15 protein-coding genes and 1 pseudogene are annotated in these 14,350 nt (G+C 65.2%); 6 read left to right on the top strand and 10 right to left on the bottom strand.

All coding sequences use genetic code 11. The features are described from left to right. The first annotated feature begins 8 nt into the window (after window positions 1-8). The 5 genes from ACEWPL_RS12255 (at window position 9) to ACEWPL_RS12235 (ending at window position 5,263) form a co-directional block, all read left to right on the top strand. Window positions 9-233 (top strand): hypothetical protein, encoded by a 225-nt coding sequence (locus ACEWPL_RS12255; RefSeq protein WP_393929749.1) that lies wholly within the window; start codon window positions 9-11, stop codon window positions 231-233. Between the two features lie 120 nt (window positions 234-353). Continuing rightward, window positions 354-554 (top strand): 50S ribosomal protein L35, encoded by a 201-nt coding sequence (rpmI, locus tag ACEWPL_RS12250; protein WP_393929751.1) that lies wholly within the window; start codon window positions 354-356, stop codon window positions 552-554. 12 nt (window positions 555-566) lie between these two features. Then, entirely contained in the window at window positions 567-932 is a 366-nt protein-coding gene (gene rplT, locus ACEWPL_RS12245) for a 50S ribosomal protein L20 (protein WP_393929753.1), read from the top strand. Window positions 933-1,094: 162 nt separating this feature from the next. Further along, on the top strand, window positions 1,095-2,198 hold the full coding sequence (locus ACEWPL_RS12240) for an efflux RND transporter periplasmic adaptor subunit (protein WP_393929755.1): 1,104 nt from the start codon (window positions 1,095-1,097) through the stop codon (window positions 2,196-2,198). Beyond that, complete coding sequence (locus ACEWPL_RS12235; RefSeq protein WP_393929757.1) at window positions 2,198-5,263, top strand: efflux RND transporter permease subunit; 3,066 nt, start codon at window positions 2,198-2,200, stop codon at window positions 5,261-5,263. Before ACEWPL_RS12240 ends, ACEWPL_RS12235 begins: the two co-directional genes overlap by 1 nt. Before the next feature lie 92 nt (window positions 5,264-5,355). Here the strand turns inward: ACEWPL_RS12235 and ACEWPL_RS12230 are convergent, their stop codons facing one another. The 4 genes from ACEWPL_RS12230 to ACEWPL_RS12215 are packed head-to-tail and all read right to left on the bottom strand — an operon-like array spanning window position 5,356 to window position 8,699. Then, the gene (locus ACEWPL_RS12230) at window positions 5,356-5,907 is read right to left on the bottom strand and encodes a hypothetical protein (RefSeq protein ID WP_393929759.1); all 552 of its coding nucleotides are present in this window, start codon (window positions 5,905-5,907) and stop codon (window positions 5,356-5,358) included. Further along, complete coding sequence (locus ACEWPL_RS12225) at window positions 5,904-7,022, bottom strand: exo-alpha-sialidase (RefSeq protein ID WP_393929761.1); 1,119 nt, start codon at window positions 7,020-7,022, stop codon at window positions 5,904-5,906. Before ACEWPL_RS12225 ends, ACEWPL_RS12230 begins: the two co-directional genes overlap by 4 nt. A 1-nt stretch (window position 7,023) precedes the next feature. Then, window positions 7,024-8,007 (bottom strand): NAD(P)H-quinone oxidoreductase, encoded by a 984-nt coding sequence (locus ACEWPL_RS12220; RefSeq protein ID WP_393929763.1) that lies wholly within the window; start codon window positions 8,005-8,007, stop codon window positions 7,024-7,026. Window positions 8,008-8,021: 14 nt separating this feature from the next. Beyond that, window positions 8,022-8,699 carry a COQ9 family protein gene (locus ACEWPL_RS12215; RefSeq protein ID WP_393929765.1) on the bottom strand — a complete coding sequence of 226 codons (678 nt, stop codon included), beginning with the start codon at window positions 8,697-8,699 and terminating at the stop codon, window positions 8,022-8,024. A 105-nt stretch (window positions 8,700-8,804) separates the two neighbouring features. Here ACEWPL_RS12215 and rpsU point away from each other — a divergent pair, with 105 nt between their 5' ends. Next, window positions 8,805-9,011, top strand: a complete 207-nt coding sequence (gene rpsU / locus ACEWPL_RS12210) for a 30S ribosomal protein S21 (RefSeq protein ID WP_007118112.1) — start codon at window positions 8,805-8,807, stop codon at window positions 9,009-9,011. 219 nt (window positions 9,012-9,230) lie between these two features. Here rpsU and ACEWPL_RS12205 read toward each other — a convergent pair. The 6 genes and pseudogenes from ACEWPL_RS12205 to dctP form a co-directional block, all read right to left on the bottom strand. Continuing rightward, a pseudogene (locus ACEWPL_RS12205) lies at window positions 9,231-9,365 on the bottom strand (IS5/IS1182 family transposase); the annotation flags it as partial. A 94-nt stretch (window positions 9,366-9,459) separates the two neighbouring features. After that, window positions 9,460-10,179: a phosphatase PAP2 family protein gene (locus ACEWPL_RS12200; RefSeq protein WP_393929771.1), complete on the bottom strand. Its 720-nt coding sequence runs from the start codon at window positions 10,177-10,179 to the stop codon at window positions 9,460-9,462. 381 nt (window positions 10,180-10,560) lie between these two features. After that, window positions 10,561-11,448 (bottom strand): hydroxymethylglutaryl-CoA lyase, encoded by an 888-nt coding sequence (locus tag ACEWPL_RS12195; protein WP_393929773.1) that lies wholly within the window; start codon window positions 11,446-11,448, stop codon window positions 10,561-10,563. Further along, a complete protein-coding gene (locus ACEWPL_RS12190; RefSeq protein WP_393929775.1) occupies window positions 11,412-12,734 on the bottom strand; it encodes a TRAP transporter large permease in 1,323 nt (440 codons plus the stop codon). Before ACEWPL_RS12190 ends, ACEWPL_RS12195 begins: the two co-directional genes overlap by 37 nt. After that, window positions 12,734-13,222, bottom strand: a complete 489-nt coding sequence (locus tag ACEWPL_RS12185) for a TRAP transporter small permease subunit (RefSeq protein ID WP_393929777.1) — start codon at window positions 13,220-13,222, stop codon at window positions 12,734-12,736. Before ACEWPL_RS12185 ends, ACEWPL_RS12190 begins: the two co-directional genes overlap by 1 nt. Before the next feature lie 75 nt (window positions 13,223-13,297). After that, window positions 13,298-14,335, bottom strand: coding sequence for a TRAP transporter substrate-binding protein DctP (gene dctP / locus ACEWPL_RS12180; RefSeq protein ID WP_393929779.1), 1,038 nt, complete (start codon window positions 14,333-14,335; stop codon window positions 13,298-13,300). Window positions 14,336-14,350 lie beyond the last annotated feature (15 nt).

The following is a 14,350-nucleotide window of genomic DNA, read 5'->3' as shown; positions in this document are numbered from 1 at the left end:
GGACAGGCATGAATAGCGATCAGATACTCATCATCGGAGTGGTGCTGGGGGTGTTTTCGATCCCCGCCATTGTCTCGGCCATCTCCGAGCGGCGACCGCCCCGCGTCGCATCACTGGTGCTGATTGCGGCGGGATGCCTGGTGGTCTGGGCCGTCTCCAAGAAACCGACGGGCTACAGCATCACCGATGTGCCCAAGGCCTTCGTCCGCGTTGTGGGCGATTTCGTCAACTGAGGCGGCTTTGCCCTTGCACGCAGGGGCCATCCCTCCTAAAAGGCGGCCTTCACCCGCGCGTCCGGCCCAGAGTGGCATGCCGAGTCGCGCGTTCGACCGACCACTGAATAGGAGCCGGAAATGCCCAAGATGAAGACAAAATCGAGCTGCAAGAAGCGGTTCAAGATCTCGGCCTCTGGCCGCGTGATCGCAGGCCAGGCTGGCAAAAGCCACGGCATGATTAAGCGCAGCAACAAGTTCCTGCGCAATGCCCGCGGCACCACCACCTTGTCCAAGGCTGATGAGCAGATCATCAAGCCGATGATGCCCTACGCGCGCTAAGGAGATCCAAGCATGTCGAGAGTCAAAAGCGGCGTCGTCACCCACGCCCGTCACAAGAAAGTCATCAAGGCCGCCAAAGGTTACTATGGCCGCCGCAAGAACACGTTCCGCGTTGCAACGCAGGCCGTCGACAAGGCCAACCAGTACGCCACGCGCGACCGCAAGAACCGCAAGCGGAACTTCCGCGCGCTGTGGATCCAGCGTATCAACGCCGCCGTGCGCAGCCATGACGAGGCGCTGACATACAGCCGCTTCATCAACGGTCTGGCGCTGGCCGGTGTCGAGGTTGACCGCAAGGTTCTGGCCGATCTGGCCGTGCACGAGCCCGCAGCCTTCGCCGCGATCGTCGAGCAGGCCAAGGGCGCATTGGCAGCTTAAAGCCGCAGCACCTCACGAAATTTTGACGCCGCCGGAGACGCTCCGGCGGCGTTTTTCGTGTCGATTGCGGGCCTCGCGGCAAATGAAGGCATGACGTGAGCCCTCTAAAGGCTATCATGTCCCGAATGTCGGCACCGCGCCGTCCCCCGCCCCGGAAGGCCCATGACAAAAACACCCATCTGGAAGCAGCTTGCCCTGAGCGCCGCCCTGATCGCTGCGGCCGCCGCCGCATGGCAGTACCGCGCCGAGATCGCCACGCTGTGGCAGCCGGCGACCCAGACGGCTCAAGGCGGGCGCGGCAGCGAGGCGGGCGTGCCGGTCCTTGTGGCCGAGGTGGCCCTGGCCGAAGACAGTCTGTCCTTCTCCGCCGTCGGTACAGGGCTAGCACAGCGGTCGGTGACCTTGCGCGCGCCTGCGGGCGGCGAGGTGATTGAGCTGAACATCTTGCCCGGCCGCCGTTTTGCCGAGGGCGACGTGCTGATGCAGCTCGAGGACGAGGATCAGCGCTTGGCCCTTTCGCTGGCCGAGGCCCGGCAAGAGCGTGCCCAGTCCGAGCAGGAGCGCTACACCGGCCTGCGGGATACTGGCGTGACCACCGCCCAGCGATTCGAGGACGCGATGACCGCCTACCGCATCGCCGAGATCGAGCTGGAGCAGGCCCGCGCCGATCTGGCGGACCGCGTGCTGCGCGCCCCCTTCGACGGAATCGCCGGGCTGGCCGAGGTCGAGGTCGGTGACCGGATCGAGCCGAATGAGGCGATCGCCAGCTATGATGATCGCAGCCGCATATTGGTGGAGTTCGACCTGCCCGAGGCCCTGCTGCCCCGCGCCGAAATCGGCATGGCCGTGCGGGCCACCTCGCCCAGCATCGATGCCGGCACGCTGGCAGGCGAGATCACCGCGATCGACAGCCGCGTCGTTGCCACCACGCGCACCGCCCGGTTGCGCGCCGCCTTCCCCAACGAGGGCGACACGCTGCGCCCCGGCGCGTCCTTTACCGTCACACTCGATCTGCCGGGCAAGAGCTATCCCATCCTGCCCGAGCTTGCGCTGCAATTCTCGGGCGGCGCGCTGCAGGTGTGGCGCATCGATGGCGAGGGCCGGGCCGAGCCGGTCGAGGTGCGCCTGATCCGCCGGCGCGGCGGCTCGGTCATCGTCGAGGGCCCCCTGGACGAAGGCGACAGCATCGTCGTCGAGGGCCTGCAAAGGATGCGCCCGGGCCGCGAGGTGGATGTGCTCAACAGCACCGCACAGGGAGCCACGTGATGAGCGATACCGGCGGCATCAGCGCGCTCAGCGTGCGGCGGCCCTGGCTGGCGGCCGTGATGAACCTCCTGATCGTCATCGCCGGGATCGGCGCGCTTTGGGGCGTCGAGATCCGCGAGTTGCCCGATATCGACCGACCGGTCGTCTCCGTGCGCGCCAACTACCCCGGCGCCTCGCCCACCACACTCGACGCCGAGGTGGCCTCGCTGGTCGAGGGGGCCGTCGCACGCGTGGCCGGCGTCACCTCGGTTGAAACCTCCTCGGAGGAGGGTAATTTTCGCCTCCGGGCCGAATTCAGCCCCAGCCGCGATCTGGACACGGCGGCCAGCGATGTGCGCGAGGCGGTCGCGCGGGTCGAAACCCGCCTGCCCGACGGGGTCGAGGATCTATATGTCGTCAAGTCCGAGCAGGACGCCGACCCCATTGTCGACATCGCGATCTGGAGCAACGCGCGCCCCATCGATCAGCTTACCCGGCTGGTCGAGGACGCCGTGATCCCCGAATTCACCGCCGTGCCCGGCGTGGCCGAAGTCGTCGTCTTCGGCGACCGTCAGCGCGTGCTGCGGGTCGAGGTCGCGCCCGAACGACTGGCCGCCTTTGGCCTTTCCATCGCCGAGGTGGCCGACACCCTGCGCGCCGCGCAGTTCGATGTGCCTGTGGGCAGCTTCGGCTCGGGCCAGCTCGAGGTTCTGGTGCGCGCCGATGCCACCGTCACCGACCCCGCCCGCATAGAAGAGCTGAAGATCCGCGAGAATATCCGCCTCGGCGATGTCTCGGACGTCTATTTCGGACTCGCCACCGCCGAGAGCGTTGCCCGTCTCGACGGGCGCATGGTGCTGAACCTCGGTATCGTGCGGCAGGCGCAATCCAACACCGTCCAGATCTCCGAGGATGTGCGCCGCGCCATCGAGCGGCTGCGCCTGCGCTATCCCGAGCTGGGCTTCGAGATCACGTCCGACAGCGCGGTTTTCATCAAGGGCTCCATCGCCGAGGTCGCCAAATCGCTCGCCGTCGCCCTTCTGATCGTGGTCGGGGTCATCTGGCTATTTTTCGGCAAGCTGCGCACCGTCCTCATCCCGGCCATTGCCATTCCCATCGCCCTCACCGGATCGCTGGCCGCCATCTGGTTGCTGGGGTTTTCCGTGAATCTCATCACGCTTCTGTCGTTGGTCCTCGCCACGGGCCTTGTTGTGGACGATGCGATCGTCGTGACCGAGAACATCCAGCGCAAGCGGCAAGAGGGGCTGGGCCGCCGCGCCGCCGCCGCCATCGGCGCGCGGGAGGTGTTCTTTGCCGTGATCGCCACCACGGCGACGCTGATCGCGGTCTTCGTGCCCATCTCGTTCCTGCCCAGCGATGCGGGCAGGCTCTTTACCGAGTTCGGCTTCGTCCTCGCCATCACCGTTGCGCTCTCATCTTTCGTCGCACTCACCATGTGCCCCATGCTGGCCTCACTGACCGCCGATATGGGCGGCGGTACCGGCCCGCTGGCGCGCTTTGGCGGATGGCTGTCGCGCGGCTACATGGCCCTCATCCGCCCGATGGTCGCGGCGCCGCTAGTCACTCTGGTCGCGGCCTCGCTGATCGCGGGGTCAGCCGCGCTGGTCTACGGACAGCTGGGCGAGGAATTGCTGCCCGAAGAGGATCGCGGCGAGATCGACGTGTGGATCCAGGGGCCGGATGGCACCGGCCTCGACTATACCGATGCGCAGGTCGAGAGGGTCGAGGCGATGATGCAGCCTTTCGTGGCAAACGGCGTCGCCAACAGCCTCTATTCGATCACCGGGCGCTATGACCTCAACCGCGGCTCCATCGGCCTGCGCCTCGTCCCCTGGGATCAGCGCGCGGTCAGCCAGGCCCAGATTGAGGCGCAGATTCAGCCGCAACTCTCCGAGCTTGCGGGCGCGCAGGGGCGGATCTATGGCGGCAACAGCCTCGGTCTGCGCGGCTCGGCGGGCGGGCTCAGCATCGCGCTGACCGGGCCCAGCTATCCGCAGATCGCCGCGGCGGCAGACAGCTTTGCCGAGGCGATGCGCGATGTGACCGGCCTGTCGGATATCCGGATCCAGTATCAGGCGACGCAGCCTCAGCTGAACGTGCTGGTCGATCGGTCTCGCGCCTCGGACCTTGGCGTCGACATGGAGGCGCTCTCGACCACGCTACGCGCCCTCATAGACGAGGACGAGATCGCCGAGCTGACCATTCAGGACGAAGCTGTCCCGATCATCCTTCAATCCAGCGCCGGCGCCGTGCGCGACCCGGCCGACCTCATGAACCTCTACGTGCGCGCGGATGGCGGCGCCCTCGTGCCGCTCAGCCAACTGGTGTCTTTCCAGGAAAACGGCGTCGCCGCCGAGCTCGACCGCCACGCCCAGCGCCGCGCGATCGAGCTGAACGCCTCGCTCTCGCCCGACACCCCCCTGCGCAGCGTCATCGACGACGTGCGCGCCCTGGCCGAAGACGAATTGCCGGGTGACATCGGCCTCATCTTTCTCGGCGAGGCCGCATCGCTCGATGAGACATCAAGCGCGCTGACCGCCACCTATGTCATCGCGCTGATCGTCGTGTTCCTCGTCCTCTTGGCCCAGTTCGAGAGCCTGACCAGCGCGCTGGTGGTCATGACCACCGTGCCCTTCGGCATCTGCGCCGCCATCTACGCCCTTTTGCTGACCGGCACGACGATCAACATCTACAGTCAGATCGGCGTGCTCATGCTGGTCGGTGTCATGGCCAAGAACGGCATCCTCCTGGTCGAATTCGCCGACCAGATGCGCGACAAGGGCGCGAGCGCTGCCGACGCCGCGCTCGAGGCTGCGCGCGTGCGCCTGCGCCCGATCTCCATGACCCTCATCTGCACGGTGATGGCGGGCCTGCCGCTCATCCTCGGCTCCGGCCCCGGGGCCGAGGCGCGCGCCGCCATCGGCTGGGTCGTCTTCGGCGGCCTCGGCCTCGCCGCCGCCTTCACGCTCTTCCTGACTCCCGCCGCCTACGCGCTGATCGCCAGCGCTTCCAGCGCCCGCGCCGCATCCGGCGAGGCGCTTGAAGCCGAACTTCGCGAAGTCTAGCGCCCCGAATTCTTCTTGCGAGAAATATCCTGGGGGTGCCTCAAATTTCCCATAGGGAATTTGAGGCTTGGGGGCAAAGCCCCCTGCGTCGCTCAGGCGAGGCGCATCATCAGAACAATGAGCACAGCAGGCACAAGCGCCGGATGCAGGACATGATCCAGATAGTTGCTGCTGCCCCAGCCCATGACCCACATGGCCTGCGCCGTGACCGCCAGAAGCGGCACGAAAACCATCCCCTGCCCCAGCCCATAGGCGCATAGCGCCAAAACCATGATTGCCACCGGGATCGGGGCATAGCCCAGCCGGTAGAGATCAATGGGTAGCGCGCCCATCGCCGTGGCCAGAAAAGCGACGTAAACGCACAGAAACAACAGCAACTCGATACTGCCGAACGGCTGCACCGCCACCCCCATATCCCCCGCCATCTGGCGCAGGATCAGAAACGGCAGCACCGCTCCCACCGGCCCCAAGAGCGCAACTATCCCACGCAGCGGCAAGGTATCGCGCAAGAGCAGAGCGGCGGCGAGCCCGATGACAAGCCCCAGCGGCACGGCGATCTGCGCCTGCATCCCGATCCCGAGGATCAGCCACGCCAGCCAGCCGACCAGCGAGGCCAGCCAGAGGATCGTCAGCGCCCCCGTCATGCGCCCAGCGCCCAGGCGAGGTTAAAGACATGTGCACGGATGCCCCGTTTGCCCCGAACGCTGTAAACCAGCGCGACGCGCCCGTCCGGCAGGGCGCGCATCATGGGATAGCGCGCATCGCCGCCGCCCTCCTCCAGCGTGTGCAGGTGGCGCCACGTCTCGCCGCCATCCTCGCTCAGCACCAAGTTCAGGATACCGCCATCGCGCGGATCATCGTTTACCGCCATCAGGATCGCGCCTTCGCCGATTCCAAGGGCCGCAACCGGCGCGCTCGGGTTCGCCATATCCGTCTCGCGGACCCTGCCCCATGTGCGCCCGCCATCTTCGGTGCGGCTGATCAGAAGGTGACGCGCTCCGCCGTCGAAATTGCGCAGGAAGGCCACGGCGCGCGCGCCGTCGAGCGGCACGATCATCGGCTGGATCGCCTTCATCGGCCCGGCCATGCGCCGCAGGTCGCGCACGTGGCCCGCGCCGTCCAGCCGCACCAGCGCGCCATAGGTGCTGCCCATCTCGAAATAGGCAGGCAAGGCATGACTGCCATCCGCGTAGCCCACCATCGGCGATTTCACCAAGAACGAGCGATTGAGCAGCGGTGAAAGGTTCAGCTTGCGCGCGCGCAGCGGGCCATCTGGCCCCATCCGCACGTCAGCGACCGAGGCCATGGCCCAGCCGCCAACCGACACGGCGGTGGTATAAAGCGTATCCTCTACCCCGTCCCGCTGAACCGTGTTGCCCAGGGTCACGACCAGTTGGCGCGGCTCGAACGCATCGCCAAGCGCCGCGCTGGTCAGGCGGGGTGTGAGCGCAGACACCGTGCCATCCGATTCGATATCGACGCCGACGACATCCACATCCGCCTGCGCCTCTTGCGAGCCTGCGAACCACAGCACGCTCATCCCCCCATCATTCAGAATGATAGCCGGCGAATGCGCGATGCCGGTCTGGGGCGCGTGGTCCAGCACCGTCTCGAACACCGGCGCCCCGCCCCGCTCCAACACTGCGGGCACGGCCCATTCCCAAGCCAGGGGCACGTCACGCCAGATCGCCCAAGCGCTGAGGCCGAGGCTGAGCGCGCCCAGTGCCAGGACGGCGATTTGAACCGCGCCGAGGGCCATTCTAGCCGACCTTGAGAACGATCTTGCCGATATGGGCGCTGGTTTCCATGCGGGCATGCGCCTTGGCGGCATCGGCCAGCGCAAACTCGCTGTCCATGACCACGCCCACGCGCCCCGCCTCGAGCAGCGGCCAGACCTTGGCGCGCAGCGCCTCGGCGATACGGGCCTTGGCCGTATCACTTTGCGGGCGCAAGGTGCTGCCCGTGATCGTCAGGCGGCGCACCATGACTTGGGCAAAGTTCAGCTCGGCCTTGGGGCCGCCCAGAAAGGCGATCTGCACCAGCCGCCCGTCGTCCGCCAGCGCGCGCACATTGCGCGGAATGTAATCGCCGCCCACCATGTCGAGGATCAGGTTCGCGCCGCCCTCGGCCTTCAGCACCTCGACGAAATCTTCCTCGCGGTAATTGATGGCCCGCTCGGCCCCCAACTCTTCGCATTTGGAGCATTTTTCCGCGGATCCGGCCGTGGCAAAAACGCGCGCGCCCATGACATGCGCCAGCTGGATCGCCGTCGTGCCAATACCGGACGAGCCGCCATGGACCAGAAACCGCTCGCCCGCCTCCAGCGCGCCGCGCATGAAGACATTGGTCCAGACGGTAAAGTAATTCTCGGGAAGGCAGGCGGCCTCGGCCATGCTCATTCCCCTTGGGATGGGCAGGCAGTGGGCGGCGGGGGTGCGCACATATTCGGCATAGCCGCCACCGGGCAGAAGGGCGCAGACGCGGTCACCGACAACCCAGTCGGTCACGCCCTCCCCGAGGGCAACGAGCTCGCCCGAGGCCTCCAGCCCCGGCAGATCACTGGCGCCGGGGGGCGGCGCGTAATTGCCCATGCGCTGCGAGATGTCCGGCCGGTTGACGCCCGCATAGGCGACGCGGATCAGCACCTCGCCGGGTCGCGCCTCGGGCATCTGCCGCTCGGCAAGGGTCAGCACTTCGGGGCCGCCATGCTGCGAGATTTCGACGGCCTTCATTGTGTTGCTCATAGGTAGTGTCCTTCTTAGTCCTTGGTCCAGCGGCCGGGCATGTCCGCCTGCCCCTTGGGTGCGCGCACATGGCTCAGCACCTTGAGCGGGCCGGCCATGAGGGCGCTGGCCAGCTTGTTGTCCTTGGCCTTCGCCTTCAGCTTTTCGATCTGCATGACATCGTCGATGCGCCGGTCCAGAAACTCCCATGTCGCGGCATTGTCCAGACTGTCATCGCCCAGCCAATACAGCACGGTCGAGCCGTAGACGCCCGAGAGCGTCGCGCGCTTGGTGTACCAGTTCACATCGTCAGACGTATCGCCCAGCGCGGTCCAGATCTTGTCCGCCGTGCCCCAGATGGCACGCGCCCCGTCGCCGGCATGCTGCGGCAGCGCGAAAAGAGTGCTGCCACGGCGCACCATCTCACGGTCGCCCGCCTCGATGCGATAGCGCACGGCCGCCTTGATGCGGTCGGTAAAGCGCATCTCGCTCAAGTCTTCGGCCTCCAGCCGCTCCAGCATCGCGACATCCCCGGCTTCGTGATAGGCCAGCGCCAGGTCCACGGCGCCGCGCGGCAGGGCGGCACGGGCGAGACCAGGCTCGATTCCGGCGTCGCGGGCGCTGGCGTCGAAGGCGGACCGGCTCCACCCGTCGAAGGGCACATGCGCGGCGGCGGCTTCCAGCATTCTGGCTTTGATATCTGCGTTCTGCATGGCGTTCTCCTGCTCAGGTCCACCCTAGACATATAGGGCGGAAGTTGCTATAGACGCGCTTCCTGCAAAATCTTGCAACTTTAACTAGGAAGGTGGTGACACCACATGCAGGTTAGTGTTCGCGACAACAATGTCGATCAGGCGCTTCGTGCCCTGAAGAAGAAACTGCAGCGCGAAGGCGTGTTTCGTGAAATGAAGCTCAAGCAACATTTCGAGAAGCCGTCCGAGAAAAAAGCGCGCGAAAAGGCCGAGGCTATCCGCCGTGCCCGTAAACTGGCCCGGAAGAAAGCCCAGCGCGAAGGGATGATGTAATAGCCCCCTCGTTTGGTTTCGACCGACACGTTTGAGAATTGAAGGACCCCCGAGCATTGGCTTCGGGGGTTTTTTGTGTGCCGTGAGTATCTGTGAGGCCGCGCCGACAGGCAGTCGTGACCTCCGAGCTATGCCAGAGCGATGCCGCTTTCCAGACATGCCTATATTGAAGGGTCTGATTGACATGGCCCCAAGGCCGACGACCGGATTTGCCAAGAACATCCCCCTGATCGCGGCTCCAAAGGCTTCCCCCCCCCCTTTTTTGGCGCCCATGCTGGTCGCGGTGCGGTGTGCCTTCAGGTAGCTCGCGTCGATCCCGGCTGTCTTCTTTTCGCGGTGTTCCGCTGCGAGGCCAGCCGGAAAAGGTGTTTGACGGGTTGCCAGAACCGCAATGCAGGCTATGCGAATTCCGGCGGCATGAATAAACCCGCCCTCGCGTCCGGCCAACTCAGATGTCCTGGTCGCAATCCGGCTCGATCTGCCCCCTTTGCGCCAAGGTGCGGGCAATCAGCCAGACGATGAGGGCCCAGGCGGCGCCCAGCGCCCAGCCCGCAAGCACGTCCGACGGCCAGTGAACGCCCAGATAGACGCGGCTGACCCCGACGAGAACCGTCATGATGGAAGCGAGCACGATGTAGAATACCCGCATCCTGATCTGCGGAGCTGTCCGTGCGAGCATTACGGCGAGTGTGAGATACGTCACCGCGGCCATCATCGAATGGCCGGACGGAAAGGACGCGGTCACGGCGTCTACCCCGTGTGGCACCAGGTCCGGCCGGGGGCGCGAGAACCCGTATTTGGCCAGGTTGGACAACAGCAGCCCGCCCGAGATCGCCACGCCGAGGAAAATTGCCGATGAGCGTTGGCGCAAGAGCAGCATATAGGCCAGAACCGACAGGGAGATGAATGTGAGGACCGTGACACCGCCGAGCGCTGTCAGGTCGCGCATTGCAACCTCGATCTGGGGGCCGCCTATCGCATTCGACGGATCGCCAGGTGTTCGAAGCGCCAAGAGCACCGCCTCGTCGAACCCGTGCAGATCGCCCTCGAGCATCTCGTCCGAAAGCGCGATGAAGGCCCATAGTGCGCCTGCGATAATGCCGATCGCAACAACCGTTACCACCTCTATCCGGTGGGACATTTTCATGAGGAGGGAAGGAATAGGCATGGTATCTCCAGCAGATCACTTACTGCAAGGATAGGGTGGCCGGCATCGGAGGAAAAGGGTGCCATGGCGACCAGGGCCCAGGCGCTCTGTCCGCTCAAACCCCGCAGCCGCAACATTTCCGTCACGCCATCCATCTCAAGGAGGGCACCACAGGCGCGCATTGTCAGACGCTGACGGCGCAGGTCACAGGCAAGATACTTTGACTCACTGTAAAATGCGCGCCGTGAGGGATTTCGGGCCAGTAGGCCGCCTGCGCTAAGAGAGGTGAGTGCCCCCGCGCGATCCCTCACCATAATGCCGCGTCTGCTAGCCTCAGGTTCACAAAATTCGTATTCCAACTTGCAGCCAAGATCAGTTGGATGCCCCCCGCACAACGCAGATCTATCCTGTTATGCGCCGAGCCAGTGCAGCGCATCTATCCAGCGCGATCAAGTCGATGCCGGTCTCGTAGCCTTCGGCGGCACATAACCGGGCCAAAGTCTCAGTAGCGACGTTTCCCGGTGCGCCGGGCGCATATGGACAGCCGCCGAGGCCGGCGACCGAGCTGTCGAAAACGCGGAGACCACGCGCCAGCGCTGCGCGCACCATTTCCAGCGCGGTGCCGTGCGTGTCGTGGAAGTGGCCGGCCAGCCGCGAGGCGGGAACGGCTTCCAGCACGGCGTCGAAGAGCCCGTGGGCCGTGCCGGCCGCCCCGGCCCCGATCGTATCGCCCAGCGACACCTCGTAGCATCCCATGTCCACCAATCGCGCAGCCAAATCTGCCACGGTGCCGGGCGGCGTGGGGCCGTCATAGGGGCAGGCGATGACGGCTGAAAGGTAGCCGCGTACTGGCAGATCAATCTCGCGCGCTGCCTCCAGCAAGGGCGCGAAACGCGCGAGGCTCTGCTCGATGGTGCAATTGAGGTTGGCCTGGCTGAACCCCTCACTGGCCGAGGCGAAAACGGCCACTTCGTCAACCCGGGCCGCCACCGCCGCCTCAAACGCGCGCATGTTGGGCGTGAGCGCGGCATAGCGCACACCGGGTGCACGCGTGATGCCGGCCATGACCGCAGCGCCGTCGGCCATCTGCGGCACCCATTTGGGGCTGACGAAGCTCGCTGCCTCGATCCGCGTCAGTCCGGTTTGCCCCAGCGCGTCGATCAGCGCGATCTTGTCCGCGGTGGGCACCTGCATCTGCAGGCTCTGCAGCCCGTCGCGGGGGCCCACCTCGAAGAGTGTGACGTGATCGCCGCTCATCGTGTCCCCGCGCTCATCGCGTTTGGCAGCCATGTGACGAGGTCGGGGAAGAAAGCGAAAAGAATGAGAACTGCCACCTGTATCGCGAAGAACGGAACGACTCCGCGGTAGACCTGGCCGATGCCGATCCCTTCGGGCAGCACGCCCTTGAGATAGAAGAGCGTGTAGCCGAAAGGCGGCGTGATATAGGCCATCTGCGCCGTGATCATGAACAGAACGCCAAACCACAGCGGATCGAAGTCAAGCGCGGTGACGATCGGCAGAAACACCGGCACGCAAAGCAAGATGATGCCGATCTCGTCCAGAAAGAGGCCAAGAAAGATCAACACCAGTACCATCACCATGAGGATGACCCAGCGCGATGCCTCGAGGGTCTCGACGAAATTCAGCAGGCTGTCCGCGCCGCCGGTCGCCACGAAGACCGAGATGAAGGCGCGGGCCCCGATGGTGATCCAGAGGATCATCGCGGTCACGCGCAGCGTATCGGTCGCCGCCTCCGAAAGCATGCCGAAGTTCAGCCGCCTGGTCACGATGGCCGACAGCGCGGCCCCCAGAACGCCGACCGCCGCCGCCTCGGTGGGGGTGGCGATGCCGGTGTAGATACTGCCCAGCACGCCCAGCACCACGATGGCCGGCAGGATCAGTGCGCGCAGCTTGGACAGCTTCATCCGCAACGGGATCGCCTCGACCGTCTCGGGTTTGGGCGCGAGTGCCGGATTGATCCAGGTGCGGATCAGCACATAGGCCATGTAGCTGAGCGCGAGGATGAGGCCGGGCACGATGCCTGCCGCGAACATCTTGCCGATCGAGATCTGGGCCGTGATCGCATAGACGATTGTGACGACCGAGGGCGGAATGAGAATGCCCAGCGTGCCGCCCGCGCAGATTGCGCCCAGGGCCAGCGGTGGGTGATATCCACGCGATAGCATCGACGGCAGGGCGAGGATGCCCATCGCGGCCACGGCCGCGCCCACGACGCCGGTCATCGCGGCGAGGATGGTGCAGATGGCGATGGTGCCGATGGCAAGTCCGCCATTGATATTGGCCGACCACGTCTCCATTGCATCGTAGAGCGCATCGATGATGGCGGATTTCTGCAGTATCGAGGCCATGAGGACGTAGAGCGGAATCGCCATCAACGCCTCGGATGTCATCGTGTCGAACGTGTTGAGGACCGCGACGATCAGCGCCGATGGTCCCCAGAGGACGACGGTCGAGATGAACGCGATCGCCCCCAACACGAAGGCCAGCCCCGCACCGCTGAGCATGAATACGACCAGCGACACGAACATGAAAAGAAGGATGAGCGAGCTTTCCATCAGGCGGGCTTACCCGCGAGCGTCATCACGGCGTCGGCCAACGCCTGAAGCACCAGCAGCAATGCGGCCAGCGGCAGGAAGGCCTTCGCTGGCCATATGACGGGGTTCCACGCGGAATAGCTTGTCTCGCCGTATTGGAATGACTGCATCACCAGCGGGGCCGCGAACCACAGCAGGATAGCGCCGAAAATGGCAGCGAGCGTCAGCGCAACCAGCTTTAGCACGCGCGCGGTGGCGCCCGTAGCGCGCTCGGACAGGATGTCGACGGCGACATGGCCACCGAGGTGCAGAAGGTATGGCCCGCCGAGCAGGAAGAACGGGCCGAAGATCAGAGTCGCCAGTTCGGGCGCCCAGGATGTTGGGGCATGCATCACGTAACGCGACGCGACCTCCCAGAGCATCAGCGCGACAATGACGTAGACCAGCCATTTCGCGCCGCTGAAAAGAGCACGGTTAAGCGCGGTAATGCTGCGCGAGAGTGTGAGCACGGATCGGGCCTCCGAAAGTGGGGAGGCCCTGACCCGCCAGACAGCGGGACAGGGCCGAGTATTGCGGGCGCTGCGTTACAGCAGCCGCAGTTCCTTCATCAGGTCGATCTGGCTGTTCATCATCTTTTGCGACAGATCGTCCGTGGCCGCCTTGTTCCACGACTCCACGGCCTTGGCACGGTTGTCTGCCACATCCTGCGGATCGAGATTGATCAACTCGACGCCGGCCTCCTCGAACTTCTGCAAGAACTCGCCGTTCGAGACGATGATGTTCTGGCGCAGCGCGCCCGAGACTTCGCGCGCCGCCACGGCCAGAGCCGCCTTCTGCTGATCATCCAGCGCATCATAGGCCGCCGTGTTGGCAACATAGGATGTCGCGGTGGTGGGCTGATGGATGCCCGGCAGGATGATATAGCTGGATACTTCGTACAGGCCTTCCTCGTAGTTGGCCTGGATGTCACCCCTGTCGGCAAAGTCGATCAGCCCCTTGTCGAGAGCCGAGTAGACCTCGGACGTTGCCAGCGGCGACACGGCGACGCCGAAATCGCCCATGACGGCGGCGGCAAGGCCGACGAAACGTCCCTTGAGGCCGTTCATGTCGGCGATCTTGCGGATCTCGACCTTGGAGTGAATCGGCTCCTCGCCATAGACGGTGGGGGCGACGTATGTCAGCCCGGCGGGGGCATAGCTTTCGCGCGCCATCTCGAGGCCGCCGCGCTCGTAGAACCATGCCTCATATTGATCCGCCTCGGGAAAACCGAAGGGCACGGTGGATGTAAAACCGTGCGCCGGGATCTTGCCCGCCGTGTAGCCGTCGAACGTCTTCATCATCTGGAAGGCGCCGCCACGCACAGCATCGAATGCCTGGGCCGCCGGAACGATCTGCCCGCCCGCGAAGGGCGTGATCTCAAGGCTGCCGCCGGTCAGCTCAGCTACGCGGGCGCAGAATTTCTCCTCGTAGATCATGGGTGTGGTGCCGCCGCCCCAAAGCGCCTGCATCCGCCATTCGGTTTTGTCCTGCGCACGGGCGCGGCCCGCCGTCAGGATCGCGGGTGCGGCGACGGCTGCCGCTGTCAGGCGCAGAATATGGCGCCGTGTTGTCGAATTTGTCATTGGTTTTCCTCCCTC

This window comes from Roseovarius roseus (assembly GCF_043355935.2).
Lineage (GTDB): Bacteria > Pseudomonadota > Alphaproteobacteria > Rhodobacterales > Rhodobacteraceae > Roseovarius > Roseovarius roseus.
The sequence above is the reverse complement of the archived record's forward strand: the minus strand, read 5'-3'. Positions and strand labels throughout refer to the sequence as shown.

Excerpts from the sequence above, each read along its gene's own strand:
- ACEWPL_RS12255 (WP_393929749.1), top strand. The coding sequence starts at position 9 with ATGAATAGCGATCAGATACTCATCATCGGAGTGGTGCTGGGGGTGTTT.
- rpmI (WP_393929751.1), top strand. The coding sequence starts at position 354 with ATGCCCAAGATGAAGACAAAATCGAGCTGCAAGAAGCGGTTCAAGATC.
- rplT (WP_393929753.1), top strand. The coding sequence starts at position 567 with ATGTCGAGAGTCAAAAGCGGCGTCGTCACCCACGCCCGTCACAAGAAA.
- ACEWPL_RS12240 (WP_393929755.1), top strand. The coding sequence starts at position 1,095 with ATGACAAAAACACCCATCTGGAAGCAGCTTGCCCTGAGCGCCGCCCTG.
- ACEWPL_RS12235 (WP_393929757.1), top strand. The coding sequence starts at position 2,198 with ATGAGCGATACCGGCGGCATCAGCGCGCTCAGCGTGCGGCGGCCCTGG.
- ACEWPL_RS12230 (WP_393929759.1), bottom strand. The coding sequence starts at position 5,907 with ATGACGGGGGCGCTGACGATCCTCTGGCTGGCCTCGCTGGTCGGCTGG.
- ACEWPL_RS12225 (WP_393929761.1), bottom strand. The coding sequence starts at position 7,022 with ATGGCCCTCGGCGCGGTTCAAATCGCCGTCCTGGCACTGGGCGCGCTC.
- ACEWPL_RS12220 (WP_393929763.1), bottom strand. The coding sequence starts at position 8,007 with ATGAGCAACACAATGAAGGCCGTCGAAATCTCGCAGCATGGCGGCCCC.
- ACEWPL_RS12215 (WP_393929765.1), bottom strand. The coding sequence starts at position 8,699 with ATGCAGAACGCAGATATCAAAGCCAGAATGCTGGAAGCCGCCGCCGCG.
- rpsU (WP_007118112.1), top strand. The coding sequence starts at position 8,805 with ATGCAGGTTAGTGTTCGCGACAACAATGTCGATCAGGCGCTTCGTGCC.
- ACEWPL_RS12200 (WP_393929771.1), bottom strand. The coding sequence starts at position 10,179 with ATGCCTATTCCTTCCCTCCTCATGAAAATGTCCCACCGGATAGAGGTG.
- ACEWPL_RS12195 (WP_393929773.1), bottom strand. The coding sequence starts at position 11,448 with ATGGCTGCCAAACGCGATGAGCGCGGGGACACGATGAGCGGCGATCAC.
- ACEWPL_RS12190 (WP_393929775.1), bottom strand. The coding sequence starts at position 12,734 with ATGGAAAGCTCGCTCATCCTTCTTTTCATGTTCGTGTCGCTGGTCGTA.
- dctP (WP_393929779.1), bottom strand. The coding sequence starts at position 14,335 with ATGACAAATTCGACAACACGGCGCCATATTCTGCGCCTGACAGCGGCA.